This window comes from Rhizobium sp. No.120 (assembly GCF_054558365.1).
In genome coordinates, this window is sequence record NZ_BAAJNQ010000001.1 from 516,060 (window position 1) to 539,300 (window position 23,241).

Annotated in this window: 18 protein-coding genes; 13 read left to right on the forward strand and 5 right to left on the reverse strand. The window is 58.8% G+C overall.

The annotated features are described in order from the left end of the window. Positions 1-42: 42 nt before the first annotated feature. Positions 43-1,035, reverse strand: a complete 993-nt coding sequence (locus ACYJRZ_RS02585; protein WP_459455788.1) for an aldo/keto reductase — start codon at positions 1,033-1,035, stop codon at positions 43-45. A gap of 121 nt (positions 1,036-1,156) precedes the next feature. Here ACYJRZ_RS02585 and ACYJRZ_RS02590 point away from each other — a divergent pair, with 121 nt between their 5' ends. From ACYJRZ_RS02590 to ACYJRZ_RS02605, 4 genes are all read left to right on the forward strand, one after another. Next, positions 1,157-2,068: a LysR family transcriptional regulator gene (locus tag ACYJRZ_RS02590; protein ID WP_459455790.1), complete on the forward strand. Its 912-nt coding sequence runs from the start codon at positions 1,157-1,159 to the stop codon at positions 2,066-2,068. A 160-nt stretch (positions 2,069-2,228) separates the two neighbouring features. After that, positions 2,229-3,485: a TCR/Tet family MFS transporter gene (locus ACYJRZ_RS02595; RefSeq protein ID WP_459455792.1), complete on the forward strand. Its 1,257-nt coding sequence runs from the start codon at positions 2,229-2,231 to the stop codon at positions 3,483-3,485. Positions 3,486-3,633: 148 nt separating this feature from the next. After that, the gene (locus tag ACYJRZ_RS02600) at positions 3,634-5,031 is read left to right on the forward strand and encodes an MATE family efflux transporter (RefSeq protein ID WP_459455794.1); all 1,398 of its coding nucleotides are present in this window, start codon (positions 3,634-3,636) and stop codon (positions 5,029-5,031) included. A gap of 93 nt (positions 5,032-5,124) precedes the next feature. Beyond that, the gene (locus ACYJRZ_RS02605; RefSeq protein WP_459455796.1) at positions 5,125-5,697 is read left to right on the forward strand and encodes an EVE domain-containing protein; all 573 of its coding nucleotides are present in this window, start codon (positions 5,125-5,127) and stop codon (positions 5,695-5,697) included. Positions 5,698-5,814: 117 nt separating this feature from the next. Here the strand turns inward: ACYJRZ_RS02605 and carA are convergent, their stop codons facing one another. Continuing rightward, positions 5,815-7,023, reverse strand: coding sequence for a glutamine-hydrolyzing carbamoyl-phosphate synthase small subunit (gene carA / locus ACYJRZ_RS02610; RefSeq protein ID WP_459456914.1), 1,209 nt, complete (start codon positions 7,021-7,023; stop codon positions 5,815-5,817). A 297-nt stretch (positions 7,024-7,320) separates the two neighbouring features. On the opposite strand from carA, the gene ACYJRZ_RS02615 reads away from it, so the two are divergent. Beyond that, complete coding sequence (locus ACYJRZ_RS02615) at positions 7,321-7,773, forward strand: GatB/YqeY domain-containing protein (RefSeq protein ID WP_459455798.1); 453 nt, start codon at positions 7,321-7,323, stop codon at positions 7,771-7,773. Here ACYJRZ_RS02615 and ACYJRZ_RS02620 read toward each other — a convergent pair. Together ACYJRZ_RS02620 and ACYJRZ_RS02625 are read right to left on the reverse strand one after the other, a co-directional pair. Further along, a complete protein-coding gene (locus tag ACYJRZ_RS02620) occupies positions 7,748-8,656 on the reverse strand; it encodes a hypothetical protein (RefSeq protein WP_459455800.1) in 909 nt (302 codons plus the stop codon). The two genes, ACYJRZ_RS02615 and ACYJRZ_RS02620, sit on opposite strands and share 26 nt — an antisense overlap. A 349-nt stretch (positions 8,657-9,005) precedes the next feature. Beyond that, complete coding sequence (locus ACYJRZ_RS02625; RefSeq protein ID WP_459455802.1) at positions 9,006-9,239, reverse strand: hypothetical protein; 234 nt, start codon at positions 9,237-9,239, stop codon at positions 9,006-9,008. Between the two features lie 558 nt (positions 9,240-9,797). Here ACYJRZ_RS02625 and dnaG point away from each other — a divergent pair. Together dnaG and recQ are read left to right on the forward strand one after the other, a co-directional pair. Then, positions 9,798-11,783 (forward strand): DNA primase, encoded by a 1,986-nt coding sequence (gene dnaG, locus ACYJRZ_RS02630; RefSeq protein ID WP_459455804.1) that lies wholly within the window; start codon positions 9,798-9,800, stop codon positions 11,781-11,783. Between the two features lie 7 nt (positions 11,784-11,790). Continuing rightward, entirely contained in the window at positions 11,791-13,671 is a 1,881-nt protein-coding gene (recQ, locus tag ACYJRZ_RS02635; RefSeq protein WP_459455806.1) for a DNA helicase RecQ, read from the forward strand. Between the two features lie 39 nt (positions 13,672-13,710). Here recQ and ACYJRZ_RS02640 read toward each other — a convergent pair whose 3' ends face one another. Then, positions 13,711-14,481 carry an SDR family oxidoreductase gene (locus ACYJRZ_RS02640; protein WP_459455808.1) on the reverse strand — a complete coding sequence of 257 codons (771 nt, stop codon included), beginning with the start codon at positions 14,479-14,481 and terminating at the stop codon, positions 13,711-13,713. A 262-nt stretch (positions 14,482-14,743) separates the two neighbouring features. On the opposite strand from ACYJRZ_RS02640, the gene ACYJRZ_RS02645 reads away from it, so the two are divergent. The 6 genes from ACYJRZ_RS02645 to ACYJRZ_RS02670 all read left to right on the forward strand — a co-directional run bounded on the left by ACYJRZ_RS02645 (position 14,744) and on the right by ACYJRZ_RS02670 (position 23,188). Then, positions 14,744-15,931 (forward strand): glycine C-acetyltransferase, encoded by a 1,188-nt coding sequence (locus tag ACYJRZ_RS02645; protein WP_459455810.1) that lies wholly within the window; start codon positions 14,744-14,746, stop codon positions 15,929-15,931. A gap of 21 nt (positions 15,932-15,952) precedes the next feature. Further along, entirely contained in the window at positions 15,953-16,990 is a 1,038-nt protein-coding gene (tdh, locus tag ACYJRZ_RS02650; protein WP_459455812.1) for an L-threonine 3-dehydrogenase, read from the forward strand. Between the two features lie 449 nt (positions 16,991-17,439). Beyond that, positions 17,440-19,500: an RNA polymerase sigma factor RpoD gene (rpoD, locus tag ACYJRZ_RS02655; RefSeq protein WP_095435359.1), complete on the forward strand. Its 2,061-nt coding sequence runs from the start codon at positions 17,440-17,442 to the stop codon at positions 19,498-19,500. A 101-nt stretch (positions 19,501-19,601) separates the two neighbouring features. Continuing rightward, a complete protein-coding gene (locus tag ACYJRZ_RS02660) occupies positions 19,602-20,402 on the forward strand; it encodes an APH(3')-II family aminoglycoside O-phosphotransferase (protein WP_459455815.1) in 801 nt (266 codons plus the stop codon). 234 nt (positions 20,403-20,636) lie between these two features. Next, positions 20,637-22,061 carry a DUF930 domain-containing protein gene (locus ACYJRZ_RS02665; protein WP_459455817.1) on the forward strand — a complete coding sequence of 475 codons (1,425 nt, stop codon included), beginning with the start codon at positions 20,637-20,639 and terminating at the stop codon, positions 22,059-22,061. A gap of 146 nt (positions 22,062-22,207) precedes the next feature. After that, positions 22,208-23,188: a DMT family transporter gene (locus tag ACYJRZ_RS02670; RefSeq protein WP_459455819.1), complete on the forward strand. Its 981-nt coding sequence runs from the start codon at positions 22,208-22,210 to the stop codon at positions 23,186-23,188. Positions 23,189-23,241: the final 53 nt, after the last annotated feature.

Sequence of the window (23,241 nt, forward strand, 5' to 3'; positions counted from 1 at the left end):
GCCCGCTGCCGTGATGCCGGCGAGCGGGCAAGCCTTTTCACGTTATTTTTCGCTATCGAGATGCGTCAGCTGCGCTTCGGGGTAGCGGCCACCGGCCGCGGCGTCTTTTGGGATCGCGCATTCGATCGCGGCCATATCAGCTTGCGACAGGTCAACCGAGAGCGCCCCCAAGGCCTCCGTCAGGCGATTGCGGCGGCGGGCGCCGATAACGGGCACGATATCCTTGCCCTTGGCTGTGACCCAGGCGATTGCGATCTGCGCGATGCTGGCCCCCTTTGACTCGGAGATCCCACGCAACGCTTCCACCAGTTCCAGGTTCTTTTCGATGTTTCCGGCCTGGAAGCGAGGACTTATCGCGCGGAAATCGCCCTTTTTGACGTTGTCTTTCTGCCAATGGCCGCTGATGAGGCCGCGCGAAAGTACGCCGTAAGCGGTTATACCGATGCCAAGCTCACGGCAGGTCGGCAGGATCTTGTTCTCGATCCCCCGCGAAATCAGCGAATATTCGATCTGAAGGTCGACGATCGGATGGATGGCAGCGGCGCGGCGGATGGTGTCGGCGCCGACTTCCGACAGGCCGATATGCCTGATGTAGCCTGCTTTAATGAGATCTGATATCGCGCCGATCTGGTCTTCGATCGGCACGTTCGGGTCGAGGCGGGCAGGGCGGTAGATGTCGATGTGATCGACGCCGAGCCGCTGCAGCGAATAGGCGACGAAATTCCGGATCGCCACCGGCCGGGCATCGTAGCCGAGCCATGCGCCGGCGGGATCGCGGAGTGCCCCGAATTTGACGCTCAGCAGGAAATCGTCCCGCTTCAATCCCTTTATGGCTTCGCCGATCAGCATCTCGTTGTGGCCCATGCCGTAGAAATCACCGGTATCGAGGAGGTTGATCCCGGCATCGAGCGCGGCATGGATGGTGGCGATGCTCTCAGTGCGATCGGACGGGCCGTACATGCCGGACATGCCCATGCAGCCGAGGCCCAGGGCCGATACCTGCGGGCCGGTCCTACCCAGTTGATTCTTTTCCATCCTGCTTCTCCTTGGCTAAGGCGTGCGTCATCTCACGATGGCTTCCACCGTCATATTTACTCCATCGATCTCTGTGCGATAATCCAGGTAAATCGAAACAGGTTGTTTGGAATTTCGCACAATGGATGACTTGCCACTGGCTGACCTGGTTGCCTTTACTGCGGTTGCCCGCGAGCGCAGTTTCCGCGAGGCTGCGCGCAAGCGCGGCGTTTCCGCCTCGTCGTTGAGCGAAGCGGTCCGGCGGCTGGAGGAGCGGCTGGCGGTCCGCTTGCTCAACCGCACCACTAGGAGCGTCACGCCGACGGAGGCGGGAGAGCGACTGATGGAGCGGCTGACGCCCGCCATGAGCGAGATCTCTTTGGCGCTCGATGACATCAACAGCTTTCGCGACAGCGTCGGCGGGACTTTGCGGCTGAATGTGCCGACCGTTGCTGCCATGGTGGTCATGCCCGACATCATCAGCCGCTTTCTAAAGGAATATCCCGCGATCTCGGTCGAAATCGTCGCCGAAGACAGTTTCATCGATGTCGTGGCGGCCGGTTACGATGCCGGGATTCGCTATGACGAGCGGCTGGAAAAGGACATGATCGCCGTACCGATCGGGCCCCGGCAACAGCATTATATCACAGCCGCGGCGCCGGCCTATCTGGCTGCAAATGGCACGCCACAACATCCGCGCGATATACTCGATCATCGTTGTATTCGTCATCGCTTCCTGAGCGGATCCGTCGTTCCCTGGGAATTCGAAAAAAACGGCGAGACGCTCTTCATTACACCGCCGATGGTCGTCGCGACGAATTCGATCGACATCGAGCGCAGCGCGGCGGTGGCTGGATTGGGCATCGTCAGAACATTCAAAGAGTTCCTTGCGCCGCAGATTGGCAGCGGAGAATTGGTAGCGATCCTGGAAGAATGGGATACAGAGTTTTCCGGTCCGTTTCTCTATTATGCCAGCAAGCGTCACATGCCGGCACCGCTCAGAGCCTTCGTCGACTTTCTCAATCGAGAACAGCGGCGCGGTCGCGACAGATAGTCGCTTTTATGCCAAGGATCAAAAAAAGCGTTCGATAAATCAATAGGATTGAAGCGTTCACGTATTGTTTCCGCCAAAATCTTTATGTATGGGGAACGCTTCGGTTTTTCGTTCACGTTCTGTCTCTTTCGTCGAGGCGGAGCCGCCAGAAGGCACCTCCATGATCGATCAGAAATTTGCCCGTCGAGGCCTGTTCCTCGTCTTCCTTATTCTCTTCCTCGACGTCATCGGCATCGCGATCATCATGCCTGTCATGCCGAAATATCTGGAGGAGTTGACGGGTGCCTCGGTCAGCACGGCGGCTACCGAGGGTGGCTGGTTGCTGCTGGCCTATGCCGGCATGCAGTTTCTGTTTTCACCGTTGATCGGCAATCTGAGCGATCGATATGGCCGCCGGCCGCTGCTGCTGGCCTCCGTGCTGACCTTCGCCATCGACAATTTCATTTGCGCGATTGCCGGCTCCTACTGGATGCTGTTCGTCGGCCGTATCCTCGCTGGCATCAGCGGTGCAAGTTTCTCGACCTGCTCGGCCTATATCGCCGATATCAGCAATGACGAGAACCGTGCGAAGAATTTCGGCTTGATCGGCATGGCTTTCGGTGTCGGCTTCGTGCTCGGTCCTGTCATCGGCGGCTTCCTCGGCGAATTCGGTCCACGCGTGCCCTTCTACGGCGCGGCAGCTCTGGCCTTCCTGAATTTCGTCGGCGCCTATTTCTTACTTCCGGAAACGCTGGATACCAAGCATCGCCGGCCTTTCGAGATCGCGCGCGCCAATCCGTTCGGCGCGCTGAGGCAAATGCGCCGCTATCAAGGCATCGGCTGGGTCTGTGTCGTGATGTTCCTGAACTGGCTGGCGCACGGCGTCTATCCGGCGGTCTGGGCCTTCGTCACCTCCTATCGCTATGACTGGAGCGAAGGGCAGATCGGCCTCTCACTCGCTGTCTATGGGATCGGCGCCGCGATCGCCATGGGTCTGGTGCTGCCGCGGCTGGTGCCTTTGCTCGGCGAGTGGAAGACTGCAGTGCTCGGAATGGTGTTTTCCTGTCTCGGCCTGATTGGTTACGCCTTTTCATGGCAAGGCTGGATGGTTTACGCCGTTATCGTCCTGACGGTCATCGAAAACGTCGCGGATGCGCCGCTTCGCTCCATCGCGGCCAGCAAGGTTCCGCCTTCCGCCCAGGGCGAATTGCAGGGAGCGCTCGGTAGCCTGACGAGTATTACCGCCATTGTGGGGCCGGTGCTGTTTCCATATCTGTTCCAGTACTATACCGCGCCAACCGCACATGTCGTCTTTGCCGGTGCGCCCTTCATCATGAGCGCAATCCTGGTGGTCGCCGGCCTTATGGTACTCGTGGCGAAAGTCCGTAAGACCGAGCCGAAGGCGGTATCCCAATCTCAAGCAGGCGAAGCGGCCTAAAATATCATCAGATATTTTGATGTTCTGATGAATTCTTTAGCATCATGGGCTTGTCTGCTGGCTTTTTAACCTAGGTTGCGTTAATGCGGCAAGCTCGCGCACCCTTGGGTAGGGCGGTTTGCGCGGTTCTAAAGATCGAGTCTTCGCTATGGATATGCCGGCACCGGCGCGCGCTTACGCGCATGACAATGATAATTCGTGGTCTGCACATGTGCGCGCAACGCTTGCGCTGGGCATTCCGCTGATCGGTGCGCAATTGGCGCAACTCGGCATCAACACCACTGACGTGATGATCGTCGGGCGGCTTGGTGCCGAGCAGCTGGCGGCGATGGTGCTTTCCGCGCAGTTTCTGTTCACGATCCTGGTTTTCGGTTCGGGTTTTTCAATCGCGGTCATGCCGTTGGTGGCGCAGGCCTATGGCAGAGGCGACGTTACCTCGGTGCGCCGTGCGCTGCGCATGGGCCTTTGGGTCGTAACGGCCTATTGGCTGTTGGCGCAGCCGGCCTTCTTCTATTCCGAGGAGATTTTGCTCGCAGCCGGACAAAAGCCCGATGTTGCGAAATTGGCGAGTGGTTATATCGACATCGGCCACTTCGCCGTCTTGCCGGGGCTGCTCTACAATGTCATTCGGGCGCTGGTAAGCGCCATCGGCCGCGCCGGCATCATCCTCAAGGTGACCATTGCCATGCTGGTCATGAATGCTGTGCTTGCCTATATCCTCGTGCTCGGCCATTTCGGCCTGCCGGCCATGGGCCTGCAGGGTGCGGCCATTGTCTCGGTCGCCGTGCAGACGGCCGGTTTGCTCTTCATCGTTGGTTACGTGCAAGCCCATCAAGAAACGCGGCGCTACGAGATCTTTGCGCGATTCTGGCGGCCCGACTGGAATGCTTTATGGGATGTCATCCGGCTTGGCTTCCCAATCGGTGTAACGGTTCTGGCTGAGGTCAGCCTCTTCACCGCCGCATCGCTGCTGATGGGGCAGATCGGCACCATCGAGCTTGCCGCGCATGGCATCGCGCTGCAGTGGGCGTCTATTGCCTTCATGATCCCGCTCGGCCTCAGCCAGGCAGCGACGGTGCGTGTCGGTGTTGCCCACGGGCAGGGCGATCATCTCGGTCTCAAGCGCGCGGCCATCGTCGTGCTCGTCGTTTCGAGCTGCATCGCGCTTTGCGGCAGCATCCTGTTCGCGACCATACCATCCTGGCTTGCAAGCTGGTTCCTTGACATCCATTCGGCCGAGGCGCCTGAAGTCCTTGCCTTTGCCGCGCCACTGATCGTTGTAGCCGGCTTCTTCCAGCTCGTCGATGGGCTGCAGGCGATTGCGAGCGGTCTGCTGCGCGGACTGAAGGATGCACGCGTACCGATGATCCTGGCGTTGATCGCCTATTGGCCGATCGGCTTCTTCCTCGCCTGGTTGCTGGCGTTTCCGCTCAGTTTCGGCGGCATCGGTATCTGGTTCGGCTTCTTGCTCGGCCTCGCTTCAGCGGCGGCGATGCTTTGCGCGCGGTTCTACATTCTCGTGCGGACGGAAAAGACTGCCTCTTGATAGCGGCAGGCCATCCTTGCATAGTGAGACTACTGACAAAAATTGACAGCATGATCGTCTATAACTGTTTCACACCAGAGACGGGAGACGACCATGATATTCAAGGCAAGCAATCGTAGTGATGCCGCGCTTTTCCCGCGGGAAGACCAGATTAATCATGGGGCGGCTGTACGCCTTCTGCCACACGCTAACACTTCGTCCCGGCGGTCGGAGCCGGCGCAGAAGTCCTATTGGTTGGCGGTGGCCAGTGCCGAGCATGTGCGCATTGGGCGCGAACATGGATTCATGCAAGTTAATCACGGCAAGCGAGCCCCCTTGAAGCGTATCAAGCCGGGCGACGGCATCGTCTACTACTCCCCATCCGTCAAGATGGGCGAGAGAGACGGCTTTCAGAGTTTCACTGCCATCGGCTTTGTCCGTGAAGGTGAGCCTTACCTTGCCGAGATGGGTTGCGGAAAAGCCTATCGGAAAGATGTGGATTGGCTTGATGCGCCCGAACAGCCGCTTCGTCCGCTCCTGGGCTGGCTCGATTTCACCCAGGATAAGAACTGGGGCTACAAGCTGAGATTCGGTCTGGTTGAATTCGGGCAGTCTGATTTCGAGTTCCTCGAAGAAATCCTGATGAGCGAGCTTGAAGTGGTGAAGCAGCGCCGCATGCAGGCCTGAGCTCCGGCAAGCATGAACATATGTGACGAGAGACCTCCCAAGTGATGCATAAAAAGAAAGCCTCGGATTGGCACCAATCCGAGGCTTTCTTTTTATGCGATTGGAAGGTTGGCTTTATCAGGCGCGTTCGGCCAGGGCCGCTTCGCCCTTCTTTTCGCGCACCAGATTGATGAAGCGGCGGAAGAGATAGTGGCTGTCCTGCGGGCCGGGAGAGGCTTCCGGGTGATGCTGCACGGAGAAGACCGGCTTGCCGGAAACACGAAGACCGCAATTGCTGCCGTCGAAGAGCGAAATGTGAGTCTCTTCAACGCCTTCCGGCAGTGACTTCGAGTCGACCGCGAAGCCGTGGTTCATCGAAACGATCTCGACCTTGCCGGTCGTGTGGTCCTTCACCGGATGATTGGCGCCGTGATGGCCCTGATGCATCTTCGCAGTCTTGGCACCGAGCGCCAGACCGAGCATCTGGTGGCCGAGGCAGATACCGAAGAGCGGGATTTCGGTCTTCAGCAGGTCCTTGATGACGGGCACTGCGTATTCGCCCGTCGCAGCCGGATCGCCGGGGCCATTGGAAAGGAAGATGCCGTCCGGCTTGAGACCGAGCACGTCGTCCGTCGAAGCCGTCGCCGGCAGTACCGTGACCTTGCAATCGAGACCCGCAAACAGGCGCAGGATGTTGCGCTTGACGCCGTAATCAAGGCAGACGACATGGTACTTGGCGTCATCGGCGCCGAGTTCGCCATAGCCTTCGTTCCAGACCCAGGGTGTCTGCGACCATTGTGAAGACTGGCCGGAAGAGGCGATCTTGGCGAGGTCGAGGCCTTCGAGCCCACTCCACGCCTTGGCATCCGCCTTCAGCTGCTCGATGTCGAAGACGCCGTTCGGATCATGAGCGATCACGCCGTTCGGCATGCCGTTCTCGCGAATCCAGGCGGTGAGCGCACGCGTGTCGATGCCGCAGAGCCCGACGATGCCGCGCGCCTTCAGCCATTGGTCGAGGTGTTTGGCGGCGCGGTAGTTCGAGGGGTCGGTGATATCGGCCTTGAAGATGACGCCGACGGCGCCGTGGCGGGCGGCCGGCGTCAGGTCTTCGATGTCTTCATCGTTGGTGCCGACATTGCCGATATGGGGGAAGGTGAAGGTGACGATCTGACCGAGGTAAGAGGGGTCGGTCAGGATCTCTTCATAACCCGTCAGCGCCGTGTTGAAGCAGACTTCGGCCTGGACCTTGCCGGTCGCGCCGATACCCTTGCCTTCGATCACGGTGCCATCCGCGAGGACGAGGAGGGCGGTTGGCTTTTCAGTGGTCCATGGGGCTGTGGCGGTCATAGTCATCCCGTTTCCGGCGTCGGGCGCGGCCTTGAAGAGACCGGCGGTTCCGCCATGTTTGTAGCAAGGTACAGCCGTCGACCGAGGTCGCGGCTTGAGATCTTCCTATCGATCTTATGTGCAGGTGATGGACATAGCTAAACAAGGCGAGCCGGTCAATGCGCGCTTTTGCTTTCCTGATAGGGATTCGGGCTCCCGGGCGCGATTGCGTTGATCGACACTGTTGGTTTAAGAGACATCAACATGACATAAGTGGCCGGGGCGTTCGTCGCCGGCTTGCTTCAAGGAGTTAGAGACATGATCCGCGAAACCCTTTCCAACGCCCAGAAAGACGCCATGAAGGCCAAGGACACAGCGAGGCTTTCGACCGTCCGTCTCATCCTTGCAGCCGTCAAGGACAAGGACATCGCCAATCGCGGTCTTGGCAAGGAGCAGGCGAGCGAAGATGAAATCCTGCAACTGCTCGCCAAGATGATCAAGCAGCGCGAGGAATCGGTGAAGATCTACATCGATGGCGGCCGTCCCGAGCTGGCTGACAAGGAACGCGAGGAAATCACCGTCATCCAGGGCTTTATGCCGGAGCAGCTTTCCGAAGAGAAGGTGCGCGAGATCTGTGTCGCCGTCGTCGCGGAACTTGGCGCGCAGGGCCTGAAGGATATGGGCAAGTGTGTGGCCGCCCTGCGCGAACGCTATGCCGGCCAGATGGATTTTGCCAAGGCTTCGGCTATCTTGAAGGAGCTGCTGAAGTAAAATTCTGTTTGGCGCTCGGCATGCGGATCGGCCGGGCGCCGAGGATATTTTGCCAGGCGGCGTCTATGATGGCGAGTTTACCCGCCTGATAGTTGCAATACTCCTGGATAAAGGCACTTGAGAGCCAAAGCTGGCTCCGCCCCGGCGATCCCGTCCATCCCACGCTTTGCATCTTTATGGCCTTGTTCATGAGTCGCTTTGCGTTTGTTCTAGAGATGAGAAAGCGGTTGCAGATATCGGTAAAGCCCACTGGCCCGATAATCGCTTTCTTGGTCGCCGTGTTGATCGTTCCGATGCGGGAGATCAAATAATCCATGATGATGCCGCCCGAGTTTGCCCAGGTAAACAGGTCGAACGTTTCTCCCGGATTGCGCAGCTCGTCGCTTTCGATGATGCCAACCGAGATCGTGGGCTGCAGCAGGGCAATGAGTTCCGGTTTTTTGCCAAATGAGGCGCTGCGCCTGCCGCCATCCAATCGGTCCAGCACGGAAAGATGGATGCTCAGCCATCGCGCAAGCTGCTTTGCGGCCTCTTCCGTGGGCTGCATCGGCCGAGCGCGCCGATCATTGGCTATGGGCAGGTAGCGCAGGAAACCGCGAGCAAGCATCTCGTGAATGAAGCTCAGTGCGGTGTTGTGGCTGGCGATTTCATGATCGACAATATAGTTGGCGAAACGATTGGCATGGATGCCGGGTGGTTCTCCATCGATGCCGCCGCAATAGAGAGCGAAGCCGGCAAGCGCCATCAGCCAGCGTTGCTGGGAAGCAAAAACGGAGCATACGTTCTGATTCTGATCATAAGTGGATATAATCTCTCGTGTATAATCGAGGATTTCTGCGAGAAATTTCGGGTTTTGTGTAAGTTCCTTTGTGGACAAAGACATGCAATCGTCTCCGATCAACTGAACTAAGTTTCAAATTGTCTGACGAGATAATTAATAAGATCGCATATACGCAGATAATAAAAGATTATCGATCGATATCGTTGCGTCAAGATATTCGCGGCGAGGAACCAAAGATGGTCCGCAGCATAGGCTCAATATTCGTGCTATCGCGAAATGGAGATGGCCAAAATTAGAGAAGGCAGGAGCTGGGGGAGCTCCTGCCTTCTTGCGCTTTGCTGACATTTGATGACGCAGGGTGGGGCCCAAAAATCAAACGTCTTTTGCAAAGGCACTCAGGTGGGGCGGCGCCGGGGGTAGGGATGGTGCCCCACCTGAGTATCTGGTGAACTTAACGGAGAATCCTGATGTGCTGAGGCAAAGCCAAGGCCTGCGACGGCAATCCGGACATTTGAATCTTCACGCCTGCTGTAAGGGCAGGCGCTCTCATATCCGCCGGCAGCTGATATCCTGCACCGGCATAGAGCACGTTCTTGTCGCTGGCGCTGCCGGTCATTGTGGCCGAGCTATAGGTAGCTGTGGCGAAGATGGCTGCTGCTGCCAAGGGTACGATAAGAACACGCATTTTCCTCTCCTAAACTGAAAGCTCGTACCTAGTGGCCTTCGGTTCGTCAGGACGTCTCGGCATGTCGCGTCGCGAAGAAGTTCCCTCGCCGGCTTGTCTCGTCCTGTGAAAAGGACGCTATTGCGGCGCACATCAACAATCAAATTACAAAAAAATAATGTTCGGCTTACAAACCATGCCGCAAATGTGCCGTCAACGGTGTTGCCTGCGGGCGACCGCTTTGCATCCCTTGATTGTCTGATGCATAGATTCTGTTCGTGCTTGTTGTGCCGGAGCCCCTGCAAGCCCTTGCTTTCCTGTGAATTTTTGCGGACGAAATAGTTACTGGGACTAGTATGATGCAGGCGATTTCGGCTGTTTCGAAGGGATGCTGTCGTGCTCTGGCCCGGACAAAACAGCCGTGGATTTCGAGAGGAATGTGCTGCGATGTTCACGGAGTTGTGATCGAAGGGCGAAAATGCAATTGCCGGCAAGGGGCTGTGAATAGCGTGGGAGGCGGCTGGGTCGTCGTGGCAATGCCCCGCATTCCTGTTTATATGGAGCGAGCCAGAGGTAGCCATGCGATTTTCCAATACGTTTCTCGATGAGATTCGCGACCGCGTCTTGATTTCGGACGTGATCGGCCGTCGTGTGACCTGGGATCGGCGCAAGACCAATGTGCCGCGCGGCGATTACTGGGCCTGCTGCCCTTTTCATGGCGAGAAATCACCGAGCTTCCACTGCGAGGACCGCAAGGGGCGTTACCATTGTTTCGGTTGCGGCGTGACGGGGGATCACTTCCGCTTTCTGACCGAGCTGGAGGGCTTGAGCTTTCCGGAAGCAGTGCAGCAGATCGCCGATATGGCCGGCGTTCCGATGCCGGTTGCCGATCCGATGGAGGCGAAGAAAGAGAAGGAGCGCACGTCGCTGCTCGATGTCATGGAGATGGCGACGCAGTTCTTTCAGGATCAGCTTCAGACTGCCAACGGCGCTCGGGCGAGGGCCTACCTGCGCGATCGCGGCCTTAGCGGCCGCACGATCGAAACCTTCCGCCTGGGATATTCCCCCGATAGCCGCAACGCCCTGAAAGAGCATCTCGCCAGTAAGGGCGTGCTGAAGGAGCAGATGGAGGCCTGCGGCCTTGTCGTGCACGAGAATGTGCCGGTCTCCTATGATCGCTTCCGCGACCGCATTATGTTTCCGATCCTGTCGTCGCGTGAGAAGGTGATTGCCTTTGGTGGTCGCGCCATGTCGCCGGATGCGCCGGCGAAGTACCTGAACTCCAACGAGACCGAGCTCTTCCACAAGGGCAATGTGCTTTATAATTTCACGCGTGCGCGTCGTGCTGCTCAGGGTGCCGATGGTGCCGGGACCATTATCGCGGTCGAAGGCTATATGGATGTCATCGCACTGCATCAGGCCGGCGTCGAGAATGCAGTTGCGCCACTCGGTACGGCGCTGACGGAGAGCCAGCTCGATCTCCTCTGGAAGATGACTCCAGAGCCGGTTCTCTGCTTCGATGGCGACGGCGCCGGCATCCGCGCCGCCAATCGTGCCGCCGATTTGGCGCTGCCGCACATCAAACCGAACCGCACCGTGCGCTTTGCGCTATTGCCTGACGGCAAGGACCCCGATGATCTGGTGCGGCAGGATGGTCGCGCGCCGTTCGACAAGGTTCTGGCGCAGGCAAAGCCGCTTGCTGAGCTCATCTGGACGAGGGAGGCCGGTAGCGGCACCTTCGAGACGCCTGAGGCGCGGGCGGAGCTGGAAGCGAGGCTGCGGCGCATCGTTTCGGTCATCGGCGATGAAGATGTGCGCCGGCATTATCAGCAGAATATGCGCGAGCGGCTGAATGGGCTGTTCCAGCCGCAGTTCCAGAGAGGCGGCCAGCAGGGGCGCGGGTTTTCCCGCGACGGTAATGGCCGCAACTTCGCAGGTCGTGGCGGACAGGCACGCGCTGGAGCAGCGGTGGCGACGACCGCATCCGATCGCTTGCAGCGCTCGGCTATGATTAAGGGCCACCAGGATATTCCGAGCCTTCGTGAAAGCGTGCTCGCCTTGACCATCGTCAACCATCCGGCATTGCTGCAGGACGAATATGACGAGATTGCCGCGATCGATTATGACAGCCGTGAGCTGCAGCGACTCTGGTCCGCGGTTCTCGGAGCGGCCGCAACTCTGGTCGGGCCTCAGCTCATCCGCGAGCGATTGATCGAGCAATTGGAAGAACAGGGCTTCGGTGCCTTGCTGAAGAGTCTGGAGCAGCAGGTCCGCAATGCGCGTCTTTGGACGGCAACTGAGGAAGCTGCCATGGAGGATGCTCGTGAAGGCTATCGCCAGGCGCTTGCGCTCCATAAGCGCTCGAAAGCATTGCGCTGGCACAAGATCGAGTTGGAAGGCGCTATTGCCGAGGCGACGGAAGAAGGCGACGGTGAAGCGATCGAGCCGTTGATTCGCGCCTTACAGGAAGTGCAGCTCGAGGCGCTGCGGCTGGAAAATCAGGAAGCGATCATCGATGGCTTCGGCGTGCTCTCCGGCCGCGTCAAAGGTGCCGCTGGAAAATAGGGAATAGATGCCTCAGCCTGAAAGACAAGAGCCGCGATTTTCCGTAGACGACGCATTGTTTGGTGAGGGCACAGGGGCGCCGGCGCCGCTCGATGTGTTGAAACGTGTCTATGGCTATTCCGCCTTTCGCGGCAAGCAGCAGCAGGTGATCGAACATGTCGTCTCCGGCGGCGACGCGGTCGTGCTGTTTCCGACCGGTGCCGGTAAGTCGCTGTGCTTCCAGATCCCCGCGCTCTGCCGCGATGGTATCGGTATCGTTGTCTCGCCGCTGATTGCGCTGATGCGGGATCAGGTGGAGGCGATGAAACAGCTCGGCATCCGGGCTGCCGCCTTGAATTCGTCACTGTCGCGCGAGGAGGCGAGCGATGTCTATCGCGCCATTTCCGCAGGCAAGCTCGATCTGCTTTATGTGACGCCTGAACGCATCGCGACAGAAGGCTTCTGCCAGATGCTCGGGCGGGCAAAGATCGCGCTTTTCGCGATCGACGAGGCGCATTGCGTCTCTCAATGGGGCCATGACTTCCGACCGGAATATCGCGATCTCGGCAGGCTTGCGGAGCTTTTTCCCGGCGTGCCGCGGATCGCGCTAACGGCAACGGCCGATCCGCATACGCGCAACGACATCATCGAACGGCTGGCGCTCGACGACGCCAAGGTCTTCACCACCAGCTTCGACCGTCCGAATATCACTTATGAGATTGTCGAGCGCGACCAGCCGCGACAGCAATTGCTGCGCTTTCTCGACGGGCATCGTGGCGATAGCGGCATCGTCTATTGTCTCTCGCGTGCCAAGGTCGAGGACACGGCGGAGTGGCTGAACGGGCAGGGCATCCGCGCGCTTCCCTATCATGCCGGCATGGATCGGGCGCTTCGTGATGCCAATCAGGATGCCTTCTTGAAAGAGGAGGACCTGTGCCTTGTGGCGACGGTTGCCTTCGGCATGGGCATCGATAAGCCGAATGTGCGCTATGTCGCCCATCTCGATCTGCCGGGATCGGTGGAGGCCTATTATCAGGAGACGGGCCGCGCCGGGCGCGATGGGCTGCCCTCCAATGTCTGGATGGCCTATGGCATGGCCGATGTCATCCAGCGCGGCCGGATGATCGATGAAGGCGGCGCGTCCGAGGAAATCAAGCGCGTCGAGCGGGCGAAGCTCAATGCGCTGCTTGCGATCTGCGAGACGGCCGGCTGCCGGCGGCAGTCCATCCTTTCGCATTTCGGCGAGGCACATGGCGGTGGTTGCGGCAATTGCGATACCTGCTTGAAGCCCGTGGAAACCTGGGATGGAACGGAAGCGGCGATCAAGGCGCTCGCTGCCGTCTATCGCACCGGCGAGCGTTTCGGCACCGGCCATGTCATCGATGTACTGATGGGAACGGTCAACGAGAAGACCGAGCGTTTCGGCCACATCGATATGCCGGTTTTCGGCGCAGGCAAGGATATTCCCTCTCGCACATGGCAATCGATCTTCCGGCAATTATTGGCGAACGGCTTTATCAGCATCGACCACACGGCCTTCGGTGCCATGAAGCTCCAGGAACAGGCGAGGGCCGTTTTCAAGCGCGAGCGGCAGGTGTTTTTCCGCAAGGACCGGCCCGAAACGGGCCGTCGCGGCAAGAAGGCGGGACGACCGGAGAAGCAGGCACACGGGCTTTCCGGCGAGGCACAGGCGCTGTTCGATGCGCTGCGGGCCGAGCGCACCCGGATCGCCAAGGAGTTGGGCGTGCCGCCTTACGTCGTTTTTCCGGATACGACGCTGATTGCCTTTGCGACAGAGCGGCCGAAAAACCATAAGGCGCTTCTCGATATTTCCGGTGTCGGTCAGTCAAAACTCGAACGCTACGGCGATGCGTTCCTTGCTGTCATCTCGGATTTCATCAGTCGTTGATCTCTGGCAGCGGAGCGTGCCGGCCAGACGATTTGACAACTACATGCGCACGGTCATGCCGCCATCGACGGTCAGGACGTGGCCATTGACGAAAGAAGCAGCGTCGCTGGCGAGGAACAGCGCGGCGCCAGCAATCTCGTCCGGACGTCCCCAGCGCTGAACGGGGATGCGCTGGCGCACGACGGGGATCAGATCTTCGTTCGCGACCATGGCCGCATTGGTTTCCGTTGCGAACCAGCCTGGCGCGATGGCATTGCTGGTGATGCCGTGAGGGCCAAATTCCACAGCCATGCTGCGCATGAGGCCCGTCAGTCCCTGCTTGGCGGCGGGATAGACACAGTCACCCGGCATGACGACCTGTCCGCTGATCGAAGTGACCGAGATCAGCCGCCCATGATTATTTCGTTTCATCAGGCGCGCGGCGTCGCGGGAGAGCATGATCGAGGCGGCGAGATCCGTGTTGAGCAGGGCGAGGATCGCCTCGTCGTCGAAGTCGGCCAGTGGGCGCCTGTCGCGGGCACCGACGTTGTTAATCAGTATGTCGAGCCGGCCGTGACTTTTCTCGATGGTGTAGATCGCCGTGCGCCGTGCTTCGCGGTCGGCAATATCGAAGGCTGCGGCTTCCGCCGAGCCGTCTCTTGCTCGGATCGCTTCCACGGCTACATTGAGTGTGGCTGCGGTTCGTCCGTTGATGATGACGTGAGCGCCGGCATCGGCGAGAGCCTGGGCCATCTCGAATCCTAAGCCACGTCCGCCTCCGGTGACGAGGGCAACCCGTCCTGCGAGGGAGAATCTATGGAATATGCTCATGGCTCTCCCTTATTTTCAGAGTAATGCCAATCTGCTGTAAAATATTGGACTGAGTCAAGTAATTTTTGTTATAGGCACCAATGAGGTCTGGCTGGAAAGTTGCGTGATTTCCCTCTGTTTCGACAGATCCTGTCGAAACTGTCGCCTATCGTGCGGACGTCACGGCGTTGCGTATTTTTGCCGCTGCCGGATGCAGCAACAGGCCGGATCCTATGTTATTCCTTGATGAATTAGGCCCTTTGACCAGCATCGGAATGCGACCATGACTTCAGCGTTCATATCCCATTTGCGTAACGAGCTTCTCGGCCTGAAAGAAGCCGGCCTCTATAAGGCCGAGCGCGTTATCACCTCCAAACAGGCTGGCGAAATCGCCGTGCTTGGTGGTGCGCGCGTTCTCAATTTCTGCGCCAACAACTATCTCGGCCTTGCTGACAACGAGGAGCTTGCCGAGGCCGCGAAGGCAGCGCTCGATCGCTATGGCTACGGCATGGCCTCGGTTCGCTTCATCTGCGGCACGCAGGAAGAGCACAAGCAGCTCGAGGCGCGGATTTCGGCTTTCCTCGGCATGGAGGCGACGATCCTCTATTCCTCTTGCTTCGATGCCAATGGTGGATTGTTCGAGACGCTGCTGTCGGAAGAGGATGCCATCATCTCGGATGCCCTGAATCATGCCTCGATCATCGACGGCGTCCGGCTCTCCAAGGCGAAGCGTTTCCGCTATGCCAACAACGACATGGTGGCTTTGGAAGAGGAGTTGAAGAAGGCTGAAGGCAGCCGCTTCAAGCTGATCGCCACCGACGGCGTCTTCTCGATGGACGGCATCATCGCCAATCTCGGCGGCGTCTGCGATCTGGCGGAAAAATATGGCGCCATGGTTATGGTCGATGACAGCCATGCGGTGGGCTTCGTCGGCGAGCATGGCCGGGGATCGGCCGAATATTGTGGCGTCGAAGGCCGTATCGATATCATCACCGGCACGCTCGGCAAGGCGCTCGGTGGAGCATCCGGGGGTTATACGTCTGCTAGAGGCGAGATCGTCGAATGGCTTCGGCAGCGCTCGCGTCCCTATCTCTTCTCGAACACCTTGGCGCCCGTCATCGCGGCAGCCTCGCTAAAGGTCTTCGATCTGATCGAAAACGGCGCCGACCTGCGCGCGCGGCTTCAAGGCAATGCCGAACTCTTCCGCCGTGAGATGACCAAGCTCGGCTTCACGCTTGCTGGCGCCGATCATCCGATCATTCCCGTCATGCTTGGCGACGCAAAGCTCGCTCAGGACATGGCGGCACTCATGCTGCAGAAGGGCGTCTACGTCATCGGCTTTTCCTTCCCCGTGGTGCCGAAAGGCCAGGCGCGCATCCGCACGCAGATGTCGGCCGCCCATTCGAAGGCCGATGTCGAAAAGGCGATCGCAGCCTTTGCCGAAGCCGGAAAAGAACTTGGAATCATTTGAATTGGTTGGAGAGAACCGATCATGTCGAACATGATGAAAGCGTTGGTCAAATCCAAGCCGGAGGTCGGGCTGTGGATGGAACATGTGCCGGTTCCGGAGGTCGGGCCGAACGATGTCCTGATACGGGTCAGAAAGTCGGCGATCTGCGGCACGGATGTCCATATTTGGAACTGGGATCAATGGGCGCAAAAAACCATTCCCGTACCCATGGTGGTCGGCCACGAATTTTGCGGTGAGATCGCCGAGATCGGTTCGGCCGTGACGAAATATCATGTCGGTGAGCGCGTCTCCGGCGAAGGTCATATCGTTTGCGGCAAATGCCGCAACTGCCGAGCGGGCAGGGGCCATCTCTGCCGTAACACGCTCGGCGTCGGCGTCAACCGCCCCGGTTCCTTCGGCGAATTCGTCTGCATTCCCGAATCCAACGTCGTGCCGATTCCCGATGACATCCCGGATGAGATCGCGGCAATTTTCGACCCGTTCGGCAATGCGGTCCACACCGCGCTCTCCTTCGATCTGGTCGGCGAGGATGTGCTGGTGACCGGCGCGGGGCCGATCGGCATCATGGGGGCGATGGTCGCCAAGCGTTGCGGCGCGCGCAAGGTCGTCATCACCGATATCAATCCCACCAGGCTGGAGCTTGCCCGCAAGGTCGGCATTGACCATGTCGTCGACGCATCCAAGGAAAACCTTGCCGATGTGATGAAGTCCATTGGCATGACGGAGGGTTTCGACGTCGGGCTGGAAATGTCGGGCGCGGCTCCCGCCTTTCGCGACATGATCGACAAGATGAACAATGGCGGCAAGATCGCCATTCTCGGCATCGCCCCGGCAGGCTTCGAGATCGACTGGAATAAGGTCATCTTCAAGATGCTGAACCTGAAGGGCATATACGGCCGCGAAATGTTCGAGACCTGGTACAAGATGATCGCCTTCGTGCAAGGTGGTCTCGATGTATCGCCGGTCATCACTCACCGTATCGGCATCGATGATTTTCGCGATGGCTTCGAAGCAATGCGCTCAGGCAATTCCGGCAAGGTCGTTATGGACTGGAATTGATGCCGTTCGGTCACACTTCCGGCCTCGGTAATACCTGCCGATGCTGGAAATGTGAGGCTTTGCTCAGGATGCTCTTGTCATCGCGCGGGGACTTCCTAAATACGGGAAACAATAAATTGCTGCGTGCGGAGCCTGTGGAAAAGGCTTTTTCGCGCATTTAACGGGCTTTTTTGCTGGAAAAGCTTGACGAGAACTAAAATTCTGGGAATCACCGTTTAACTTCGGAAAGAACGGTAAACTGGATCAAGCGGATCACCTAATACCATGGCCGGAAATCCAAGCGCAATCCAGCTTTGTACTCCGGTAGAGGTGATCGTGGTTAATCGGGCATTAAAGGTCATTCCGTTAGGTGTTCGTCGGTGAGTCGCAGCTGGTGCAGGGCGCGCCAGCCAGTGTGATTGTTTCACCGCGTGTAAGTTTGCAGCGTCAGGGAAAGCGACGATATAAAGATGGCAACAAAGGTCAAAGAGAACGAAGAAGCTGAAGTCGAGCGCGACGGCACCTCCGACGGCCCCCTTCTCGATCTTTCCGACGACGCGGTCAAGAAGATGATCAAGGCCGCGAAGAAGCGCGGCTACGTGACGATGGACGAGCTCAACGCCGTTCTGCCGTCCGAGGAAGTGACGTCCGAACAGATCGAAGACACGATGGCCATGCTTTCGGACATGGGCATCAACGTCATTGAAGACGAAGATGTCGAAGAGGCTGGCGCTGCGGCTAGCGACGACGACGATGCCGGCGGCGACGATGACAGTGAAGGCGGCGAACTGGCCCCCTCCACTGGTTCCGCGCTTGCGACCGCAAAGAAGAAAGAGCCGACCGATCGTACGGACGACCCGGTGCGCATGTATCTGCGCGAGATGGGTTCCGTCGAGCTTCTGTCGCGCGAAGGCGAAATCGCGATTGCCAAGCGCATCGAGGCCGGCCGCGAAACTATGATCGGCGGCCTCTGTGAGAGCCCGTTGACGTTCCAGGCGCTGATTATCTGGCGCGACGAACTCAACGAAGGCACCACGCTGCTGCGCGAGATCATCGATCTCGAAACAACCTATTCCGGTCCCGAGGCCAAGGCTGCGCCGCAGTTCCAGAGCCCCGAGAAGATCGAGGCTGACCGTAAGGCAGCCGAAGAGAAGGAAAAGGCACGCCGTGGCCGCTCTCCTTCTGGTGACGACGACATCACCAACGTTGGCGGCGAAGGCCTGCCGATCGAGGAAGAGGAAGAGGACGAAGACGAATCCAACCTCTCTCTCGCCGCGATGGAAGCCGAGCTTCGTCCGCAGGTGATGACTACGCTCGACATCATTGCCGAAACCTACAAGAAGCTGCGCAAGCTGCAGGACCAGCAGGTCGAGCAGCGCCTGTCGGCCTCCGGCACGCTCTCTTCGGCGCAGGAACGCCGCTACAAGGAACTCAAGGATGAGCTGGTCAAGTCGGTTAAGTCTCTGTCGCTGAACCAGAACCGCATTGACGCTCTCGTCGAGCAGCTCTACGACATCAACAAGCGCCTCGTTCAGAACGAAGGCCGCCTGCTGCGTCTTGCCGAATCCTATGGCGTCAAGCGTGACAGCTTCCTGGAGCAGTATCAGGGCGCCGAACTCGACCCGAACTGGATGAAGTCGATCGGCAATCTGGCTGCCCGCGGCTGGAAGGAATTCGCCAAGAGCGAAAATACGACGATCCGCGATATTCGCCAGGAAATCCAGAATCTTGCGACCGAAACCGGTATCTCGATCTCGGAATTCCGCCGTATCGTTCACATGGTTCAGAAGGGCGAGCGCGAAGCCCGCATCGCCAAGAAGGAAATGGTCGAAGCCAACCTGCGCCTCGTCATTTCGATCGCAAAGAAGTACACGAACCGCGGCTTGCAGTTCCTTGACCTCATTCAGGAAGGCAATATCGGCCTGATGAAGGCGGTCGATAAGTTCGAATATCGTCGTGGTTACAAGTTCTCGACTTACGCCACCTGGTGGATTCGTCAGGCGATCACCCGTTCGATCGCCGACCAGGCGCGCACCATCCGTATTCCGGTGCACATGATCGAAACGATCAACAAGATCGTTCGTACCTCGCGCCAGATGTTGCACGAAATCGGTCGCGAGCCGACGCCGGAAGAACTGGCCGAAAAGCTCGCCATGCCGCTCGAAAAAGTGCGCAAGGTTCTGAAGATCGCCAAGGAGCCGATCTCGCTCGAAACCCCGGTGGGTGACGAAGAAGATTCGCATCTCGGTGATTTCATCGAGGACAAGAATGCGCTTCTGCCGATCGACGCCGCCATCCAGGCGAACCTGCGTGAGACGACAACCCGGGTTCTGGCATCGCTGACGCCGCGCGAAGAGCGCGTGCTGCGCATGCGCTTCGGCATCGGCATGAACACCGACCACACGCTCGAAGAAGTCGGCCAGCAGTTCTCGGTGACGCGCGAACGTATCCGCCAGATCGAAGCCAAGGCGCTGCGCAAGCTCAAGCATCCGAGCCGCAGCCGCAAGCTTAGAAGCTTCCTCGACAGCTGAGGTCTGGCGCAAGCCGACATCGGCAGTTTACAGAACAAAGCCCGGTTCGCGAAAGCGAGCCGGGCTTTTCATTGAGGATATCAGGATCAAAGAGGGTGATCATGGCGAGTAAGCCGCAATTCATGGAGATATCCCTTCCTGTCCGACTGCGCGATCTGCTGGCCGGGTACGAATGGCGACAGGATGCGCTCGGGCGTTCTTCGGCCCATGTCTTCCGGCTTGAGGCTGATGGACGCGTGCCTGTTTATCTCAAGACCGAGCCGGTCGATCCGCTGGGTGAATTGGCAGGCGAGGTTGCTAGGCTGCGATGGCTCGCCCCGCAGGGTCTTGCTTGCCCTGGTATCATTGCCCATGAGAAGGAGGGCGAACGCGAATGGCTTTTGATGAGCGCTCTTCCCGGCAGCGATTTCGTCAGCGCCGAGTGGTTACAGCCGCTTGAGAGGGTGCGGCTTTTGGCGGATGCGTTGCGGCGATTGCACGCCATCGATATCGCAGCCTGCCCCTTCGATCATCGGCTGGAGAACAGAATTGCTGCGGCAAAGGCGCGCTTGCTTGCCGGCCGCGTCGATGAGGACGACTTTGATGAGGCCCGGCTTGGAAGGTCGGCGGCGGATCTTTTCCGCGAACTTCAGGCCAAGAGATCGCTGACGGAGGATCTTGTCGTCACCCATGGCGATGCCTGCCTTCCGAATTTCGTAGCCGATGGCGATAGATTCAGTGGCTATATCGATTGCGGCCGTCTCGGCGTGGCTGATCGCCATCAGGATATCGCGCTGGCCTGTGGCAGCATCGAGCACAATTTCGGAGAGGAATTGGTTGGCGAGTTTTTGAAAGCCTATGGCGATTTTGAACCGCAAGCCGAAAAGATGGCCTATTATCGGCTACTGGATGAGTTCTTCTGACGGGGATACGACCGCCTAGGCGAAGCGCAATCACGCAGGTTTGTTTTTGCGCCATTGCGGATCGTGTGCATGCCTGACAAGTTCGATTTCGATGGATGCCTCTTTCGCGGTGCGTGGTCGGGCACCATATGTCAGCGACCGAGAAGTCCTCTGATTATTAGCCGGCAAGGATCGAATGAATCGATGCACTGTTTTCGCCTGATTGCTTTCTCTTCGCGAGCCATCCGCTGAACGATGGAAAAAGTTGCGGAAAAACGGGATAGGGAAATAAGGCCGGGCTTTGTCCTGTCGATCCTTCTGCACGTCCTGTTTGTCGCGCTTTTTTTGCTGCCGCTATTTCCCGCGCCACCCGAGGCGAAGCCCGAGCAGAGCGTCAATGTCGAGCTGGTGCCACAGCAGGAGGAAAAACAGGAACTGGCGACGAAGGAGAATGAAAAGCCCGACCAGCCTCCCAAACCGACGCCAAGACCTGACGAGAAGCCGGAGGGGCAGACGGCTGAAGCTCAACAGGAGCCGCAACAGCCTGAGGGAAAGAAGGCGGACGAACAGCCGCCAAAGCAATCCGATCCCAACGGCAAGAAGCAGGCAGAGAAGCCCGCATCCAAGCCTGACGAGGCCAAGGCTGACAAGCCGGTAGAGCAGGCGAAGTCTGAGCCCAAACCTGATGATCCCGGCGCTGACAAGCCTGTCGAGAAAGCGGAACAGCAGCCTTCTGCGACCGAGACTCCGCTTCCTGATATGAAGGGCGATCAACAGGATCCGACGACCACGCAGCAGGCGGACGCTTCGGAACAGTCGAAAGACAATACACCCCCGACGCCGCCAAACAACAATGCAGCTGAGCAACAGGCTGCTGCGGCTGCGCAAGCCGAAGCTCAGGCCAAGGCTGAAGCCCAAGCCGCCCAACAAGCCCAGCCGCAAGTTGACGCCAAGGATCAGCAAGCAAACGCGGCGCAGCCGCCGGCGAGCGATTCGAACGCCCCGGCTTCGTCTACCGCACCCAATATCCTGGCGACCAACGAGCCTTCGGTGCAACAACCGCAGGTGCCAGCGGTAGATCAGAGTAATCCGCAGGCACAAGCGCCGTCATCCGATCCGCAGCAGCAGGCTCCGGCCGGGCAGGCCAGGGATGAGGCGAAAGACTCGCCGCAGATTGTCGTTCCGGCAGTCAGGCCATCGCCGGCACAGCAGAGTGCTCAAGGCCAGTCTGTTTCCAGTCAAGGCGGTCCGACGAGTGGCACCGCGTTGGTCACCGAGCCACCGCGGCCTAAATCACTTGTGCCGAAGCGAGCCGTTCAGGCGAAGAAGCTTTATTCGGGTGCCGAGATGGCCCGTCTGTCGAAGAGTGACTATGACGCTTGGAAAAAACTGCCACGGCGTGATCGGGTACGATATCTCTGCAATTCTGAGGAGCTGTTGCAGTTTCGTCATGATCTCGGTGCGGTAGGGTATAATAACTCCGCGCTGTCCTCGGCGATGCTCTCTGATGTTAGCTTGTTCGGCGATGGGGTCGCGGTTCAGACGCCCAATGGCTGGCGGAGAGTCGCATTCACCTGTGAAGTGGACGCCGATGCGCTAAAGGTTATCGCTTTTTCCTACACGGACAGGGGGCGCATTTCCCCGAGCCAGATGGATCAAGCACGCTTTTTAAGCAATTGAACCCGGAGAAGCGTACTCGCTCCCCCACGTCGGGCTGAAACAATAGTTTATTCCAGACCCGATCGAAATTCAGTCCATTTCATCATACAATTGCCTGCATCTCACTGATTCAGTGTTCTTCCATCGCACTTTTTCTCCAGATTCCGATGTCCTCGATTACTACAGCCGATTCCAGTTCCGCGGCAGCTGGCCGCTCCGCCCTGCGTGGTGTCCTTGTGGCATTCGCGTCCTATGCCGTCTTCGCCTTCAGCGATGCGTCGATCAAGATCCTTCACGGGACGATCCCTTCCTATCAGGTCGCGTTCATCGGTGCGCTGTTCGGCTTTGCCGCCATACCTTTCTTGAAGAAGCGGGAGGATGGCTGGCTCGATATGGTGCGGACGTCGAACCGTCCCTTGTGGCTGCTGCGCTTCGTCTGCGGCGCGACAGGCGCCATCTGCTCCGTCGTCGCTTTCACCAAGCTGCCGATGGCGGAAGCCTTTGCACTGTTGTTTCTGCTTCCGTCCTTCGTCACCATTCTCTCGGTGATCTTTCTCAAGGAAGATGTGCGCTGGCAGCGCTGGACGGCCGTCATTCTCGGTTTCGTCGGCGTGCTGATCGTCCTGCGGCCGGGTTTTCGCGAGCTTTCGATCGGTCATCTCTGCGCGGCGATCGGCGGTCTTGCCGCGGCGATCTCCATCGTCGTCAACCGCGCGCTGGGCTCGAAGGAGAAGCGCGTCTCGCTCTATGGGGCAGGTCTTTTTGGAACGCTTATCGTCAGCGGTCTCCTCATGTTCTCCGAGGTTACAATGCCGACGCCGACGCAGTGGATATTCCTCGCGAGCTACGGCTTGCTTGGCGCGTGCGGCAGCGTCCTGCTCTTGACCGCTGCGCAGATGGCGCCTGCCAATCTGGTTGCGCCGCCGCAATATAGCCAGATGCTCTGGGCGATCGCCTTCGGTTACCTGCTGTTCAACGACAGCATCGATATGCCGATGGCCGTCGGCATTGTCCTCATCATCTTTTCCGGCCTGCTGACATTGGCGCGGGAGCGCAAGCGCGGCACGCCGCTGCCGACTGCGGTTGCCGGCAATACGCAGGCAGCATTGGTGACGGCGGAGGAAGACAAGGCTGCAGGCGGCGTTTAAGTCTTGTCCCGATTGCGGGTGCGCGACATTACCACTCGTATGGGACGCCTTAG

Bases quoted from the DNA above. Each gene is read 5' to 3' on its own strand.
- dnaG (WP_459455804.1), top strand. From the start codon at position 9,798: ATGCGATTTTCCAATACGTTTCTCGATGAGATTCGCGACCGCGTCTTG.
- recQ (WP_459455806.1), top strand. From the start codon at position 11,791: ATGCCTCAGCCTGAAAGACAAGAGCCGCGATTTTCCGTAGACGACGCA.
- ACYJRZ_RS02665 (WP_459455817.1), top strand. From the start codon at position 20,637: ATGGAAAAAGTTGCGGAAAAACGGGATAGGGAAATAAGGCCGGGCTTT.
- ACYJRZ_RS02625 (WP_459455802.1), bottom strand. From the start codon at position 9,239: ATGCGTGTTCTTATCGTACCCTTGGCAGCAGCAGCCATCTTCGCCACA.
- ACYJRZ_RS02615 (WP_459455798.1), top strand. From the start codon at position 7,321: ATGATCCGCGAAACCCTTTCCAACGCCCAGAAAGACGCCATGAAGGCC.
- ACYJRZ_RS02605 (WP_459455796.1), top strand. From the start codon at position 5,125: ATGATATTCAAGGCAAGCAATCGTAGTGATGCCGCGCTTTTCCCGCGG.
- ACYJRZ_RS02595 (WP_459455792.1), top strand. From the start codon at position 2,229: ATGATCGATCAGAAATTTGCCCGTCGAGGCCTGTTCCTCGTCTTCCTT.
- rpoD (WP_095435359.1), top strand. From the start codon at position 17,440: ATGGCAACAAAGGTCAAAGAGAACGAAGAAGCTGAAGTCGAGCGCGAC.
- ACYJRZ_RS02600 (WP_459455794.1), top strand. From the start codon at position 3,634: ATGGATATGCCGGCACCGGCGCGCGCTTACGCGCATGACAATGATAAT.
- ACYJRZ_RS02660 (WP_459455815.1), top strand. From the start codon at position 19,602: ATGGCGAGTAAGCCGCAATTCATGGAGATATCCCTTCCTGTCCGACTG.
- ACYJRZ_RS02670 (WP_459455819.1), top strand. From the start codon at position 22,208: ATGTCCTCGATTACTACAGCCGATTCCAGTTCCGCGGCAGCTGGCCGC.
- ACYJRZ_RS02640 (WP_459455808.1), bottom strand. From the start codon at position 14,481: ATGAGCATATTCCATAGATTCTCCCTCGCAGGACGGGTTGCCCTCGTC.
- carA (WP_459456914.1), bottom strand. From the start codon at position 7,023: ATGACCGCCACAGCCCCATGGACCACTGAAAAGCCAACCGCCCTCCTC.
- ACYJRZ_RS02585 (WP_459455788.1), bottom strand. From the start codon at position 1,035: ATGGAAAAGAATCAACTGGGTAGGACCGGCCCGCAGGTATCGGCCCTG.
- ACYJRZ_RS02590 (WP_459455790.1), top strand. From the start codon at position 1,157: ATGGATGACTTGCCACTGGCTGACCTGGTTGCCTTTACTGCGGTTGCC.
- ACYJRZ_RS02645 (WP_459455810.1), top strand. From the start codon at position 14,744: ATGACTTCAGCGTTCATATCCCATTTGCGTAACGAGCTTCTCGGCCTG.
- tdh (WP_459455812.1), top strand. From the start codon at position 15,953: ATGTCGAACATGATGAAAGCGTTGGTCAAATCCAAGCCGGAGGTCGGG.
- ACYJRZ_RS02620 (WP_459455800.1), bottom strand. From the start codon at position 8,656: ATGTCTTTGTCCACAAAGGAACTTACACAAAACCCGAAATTTCTCGCA.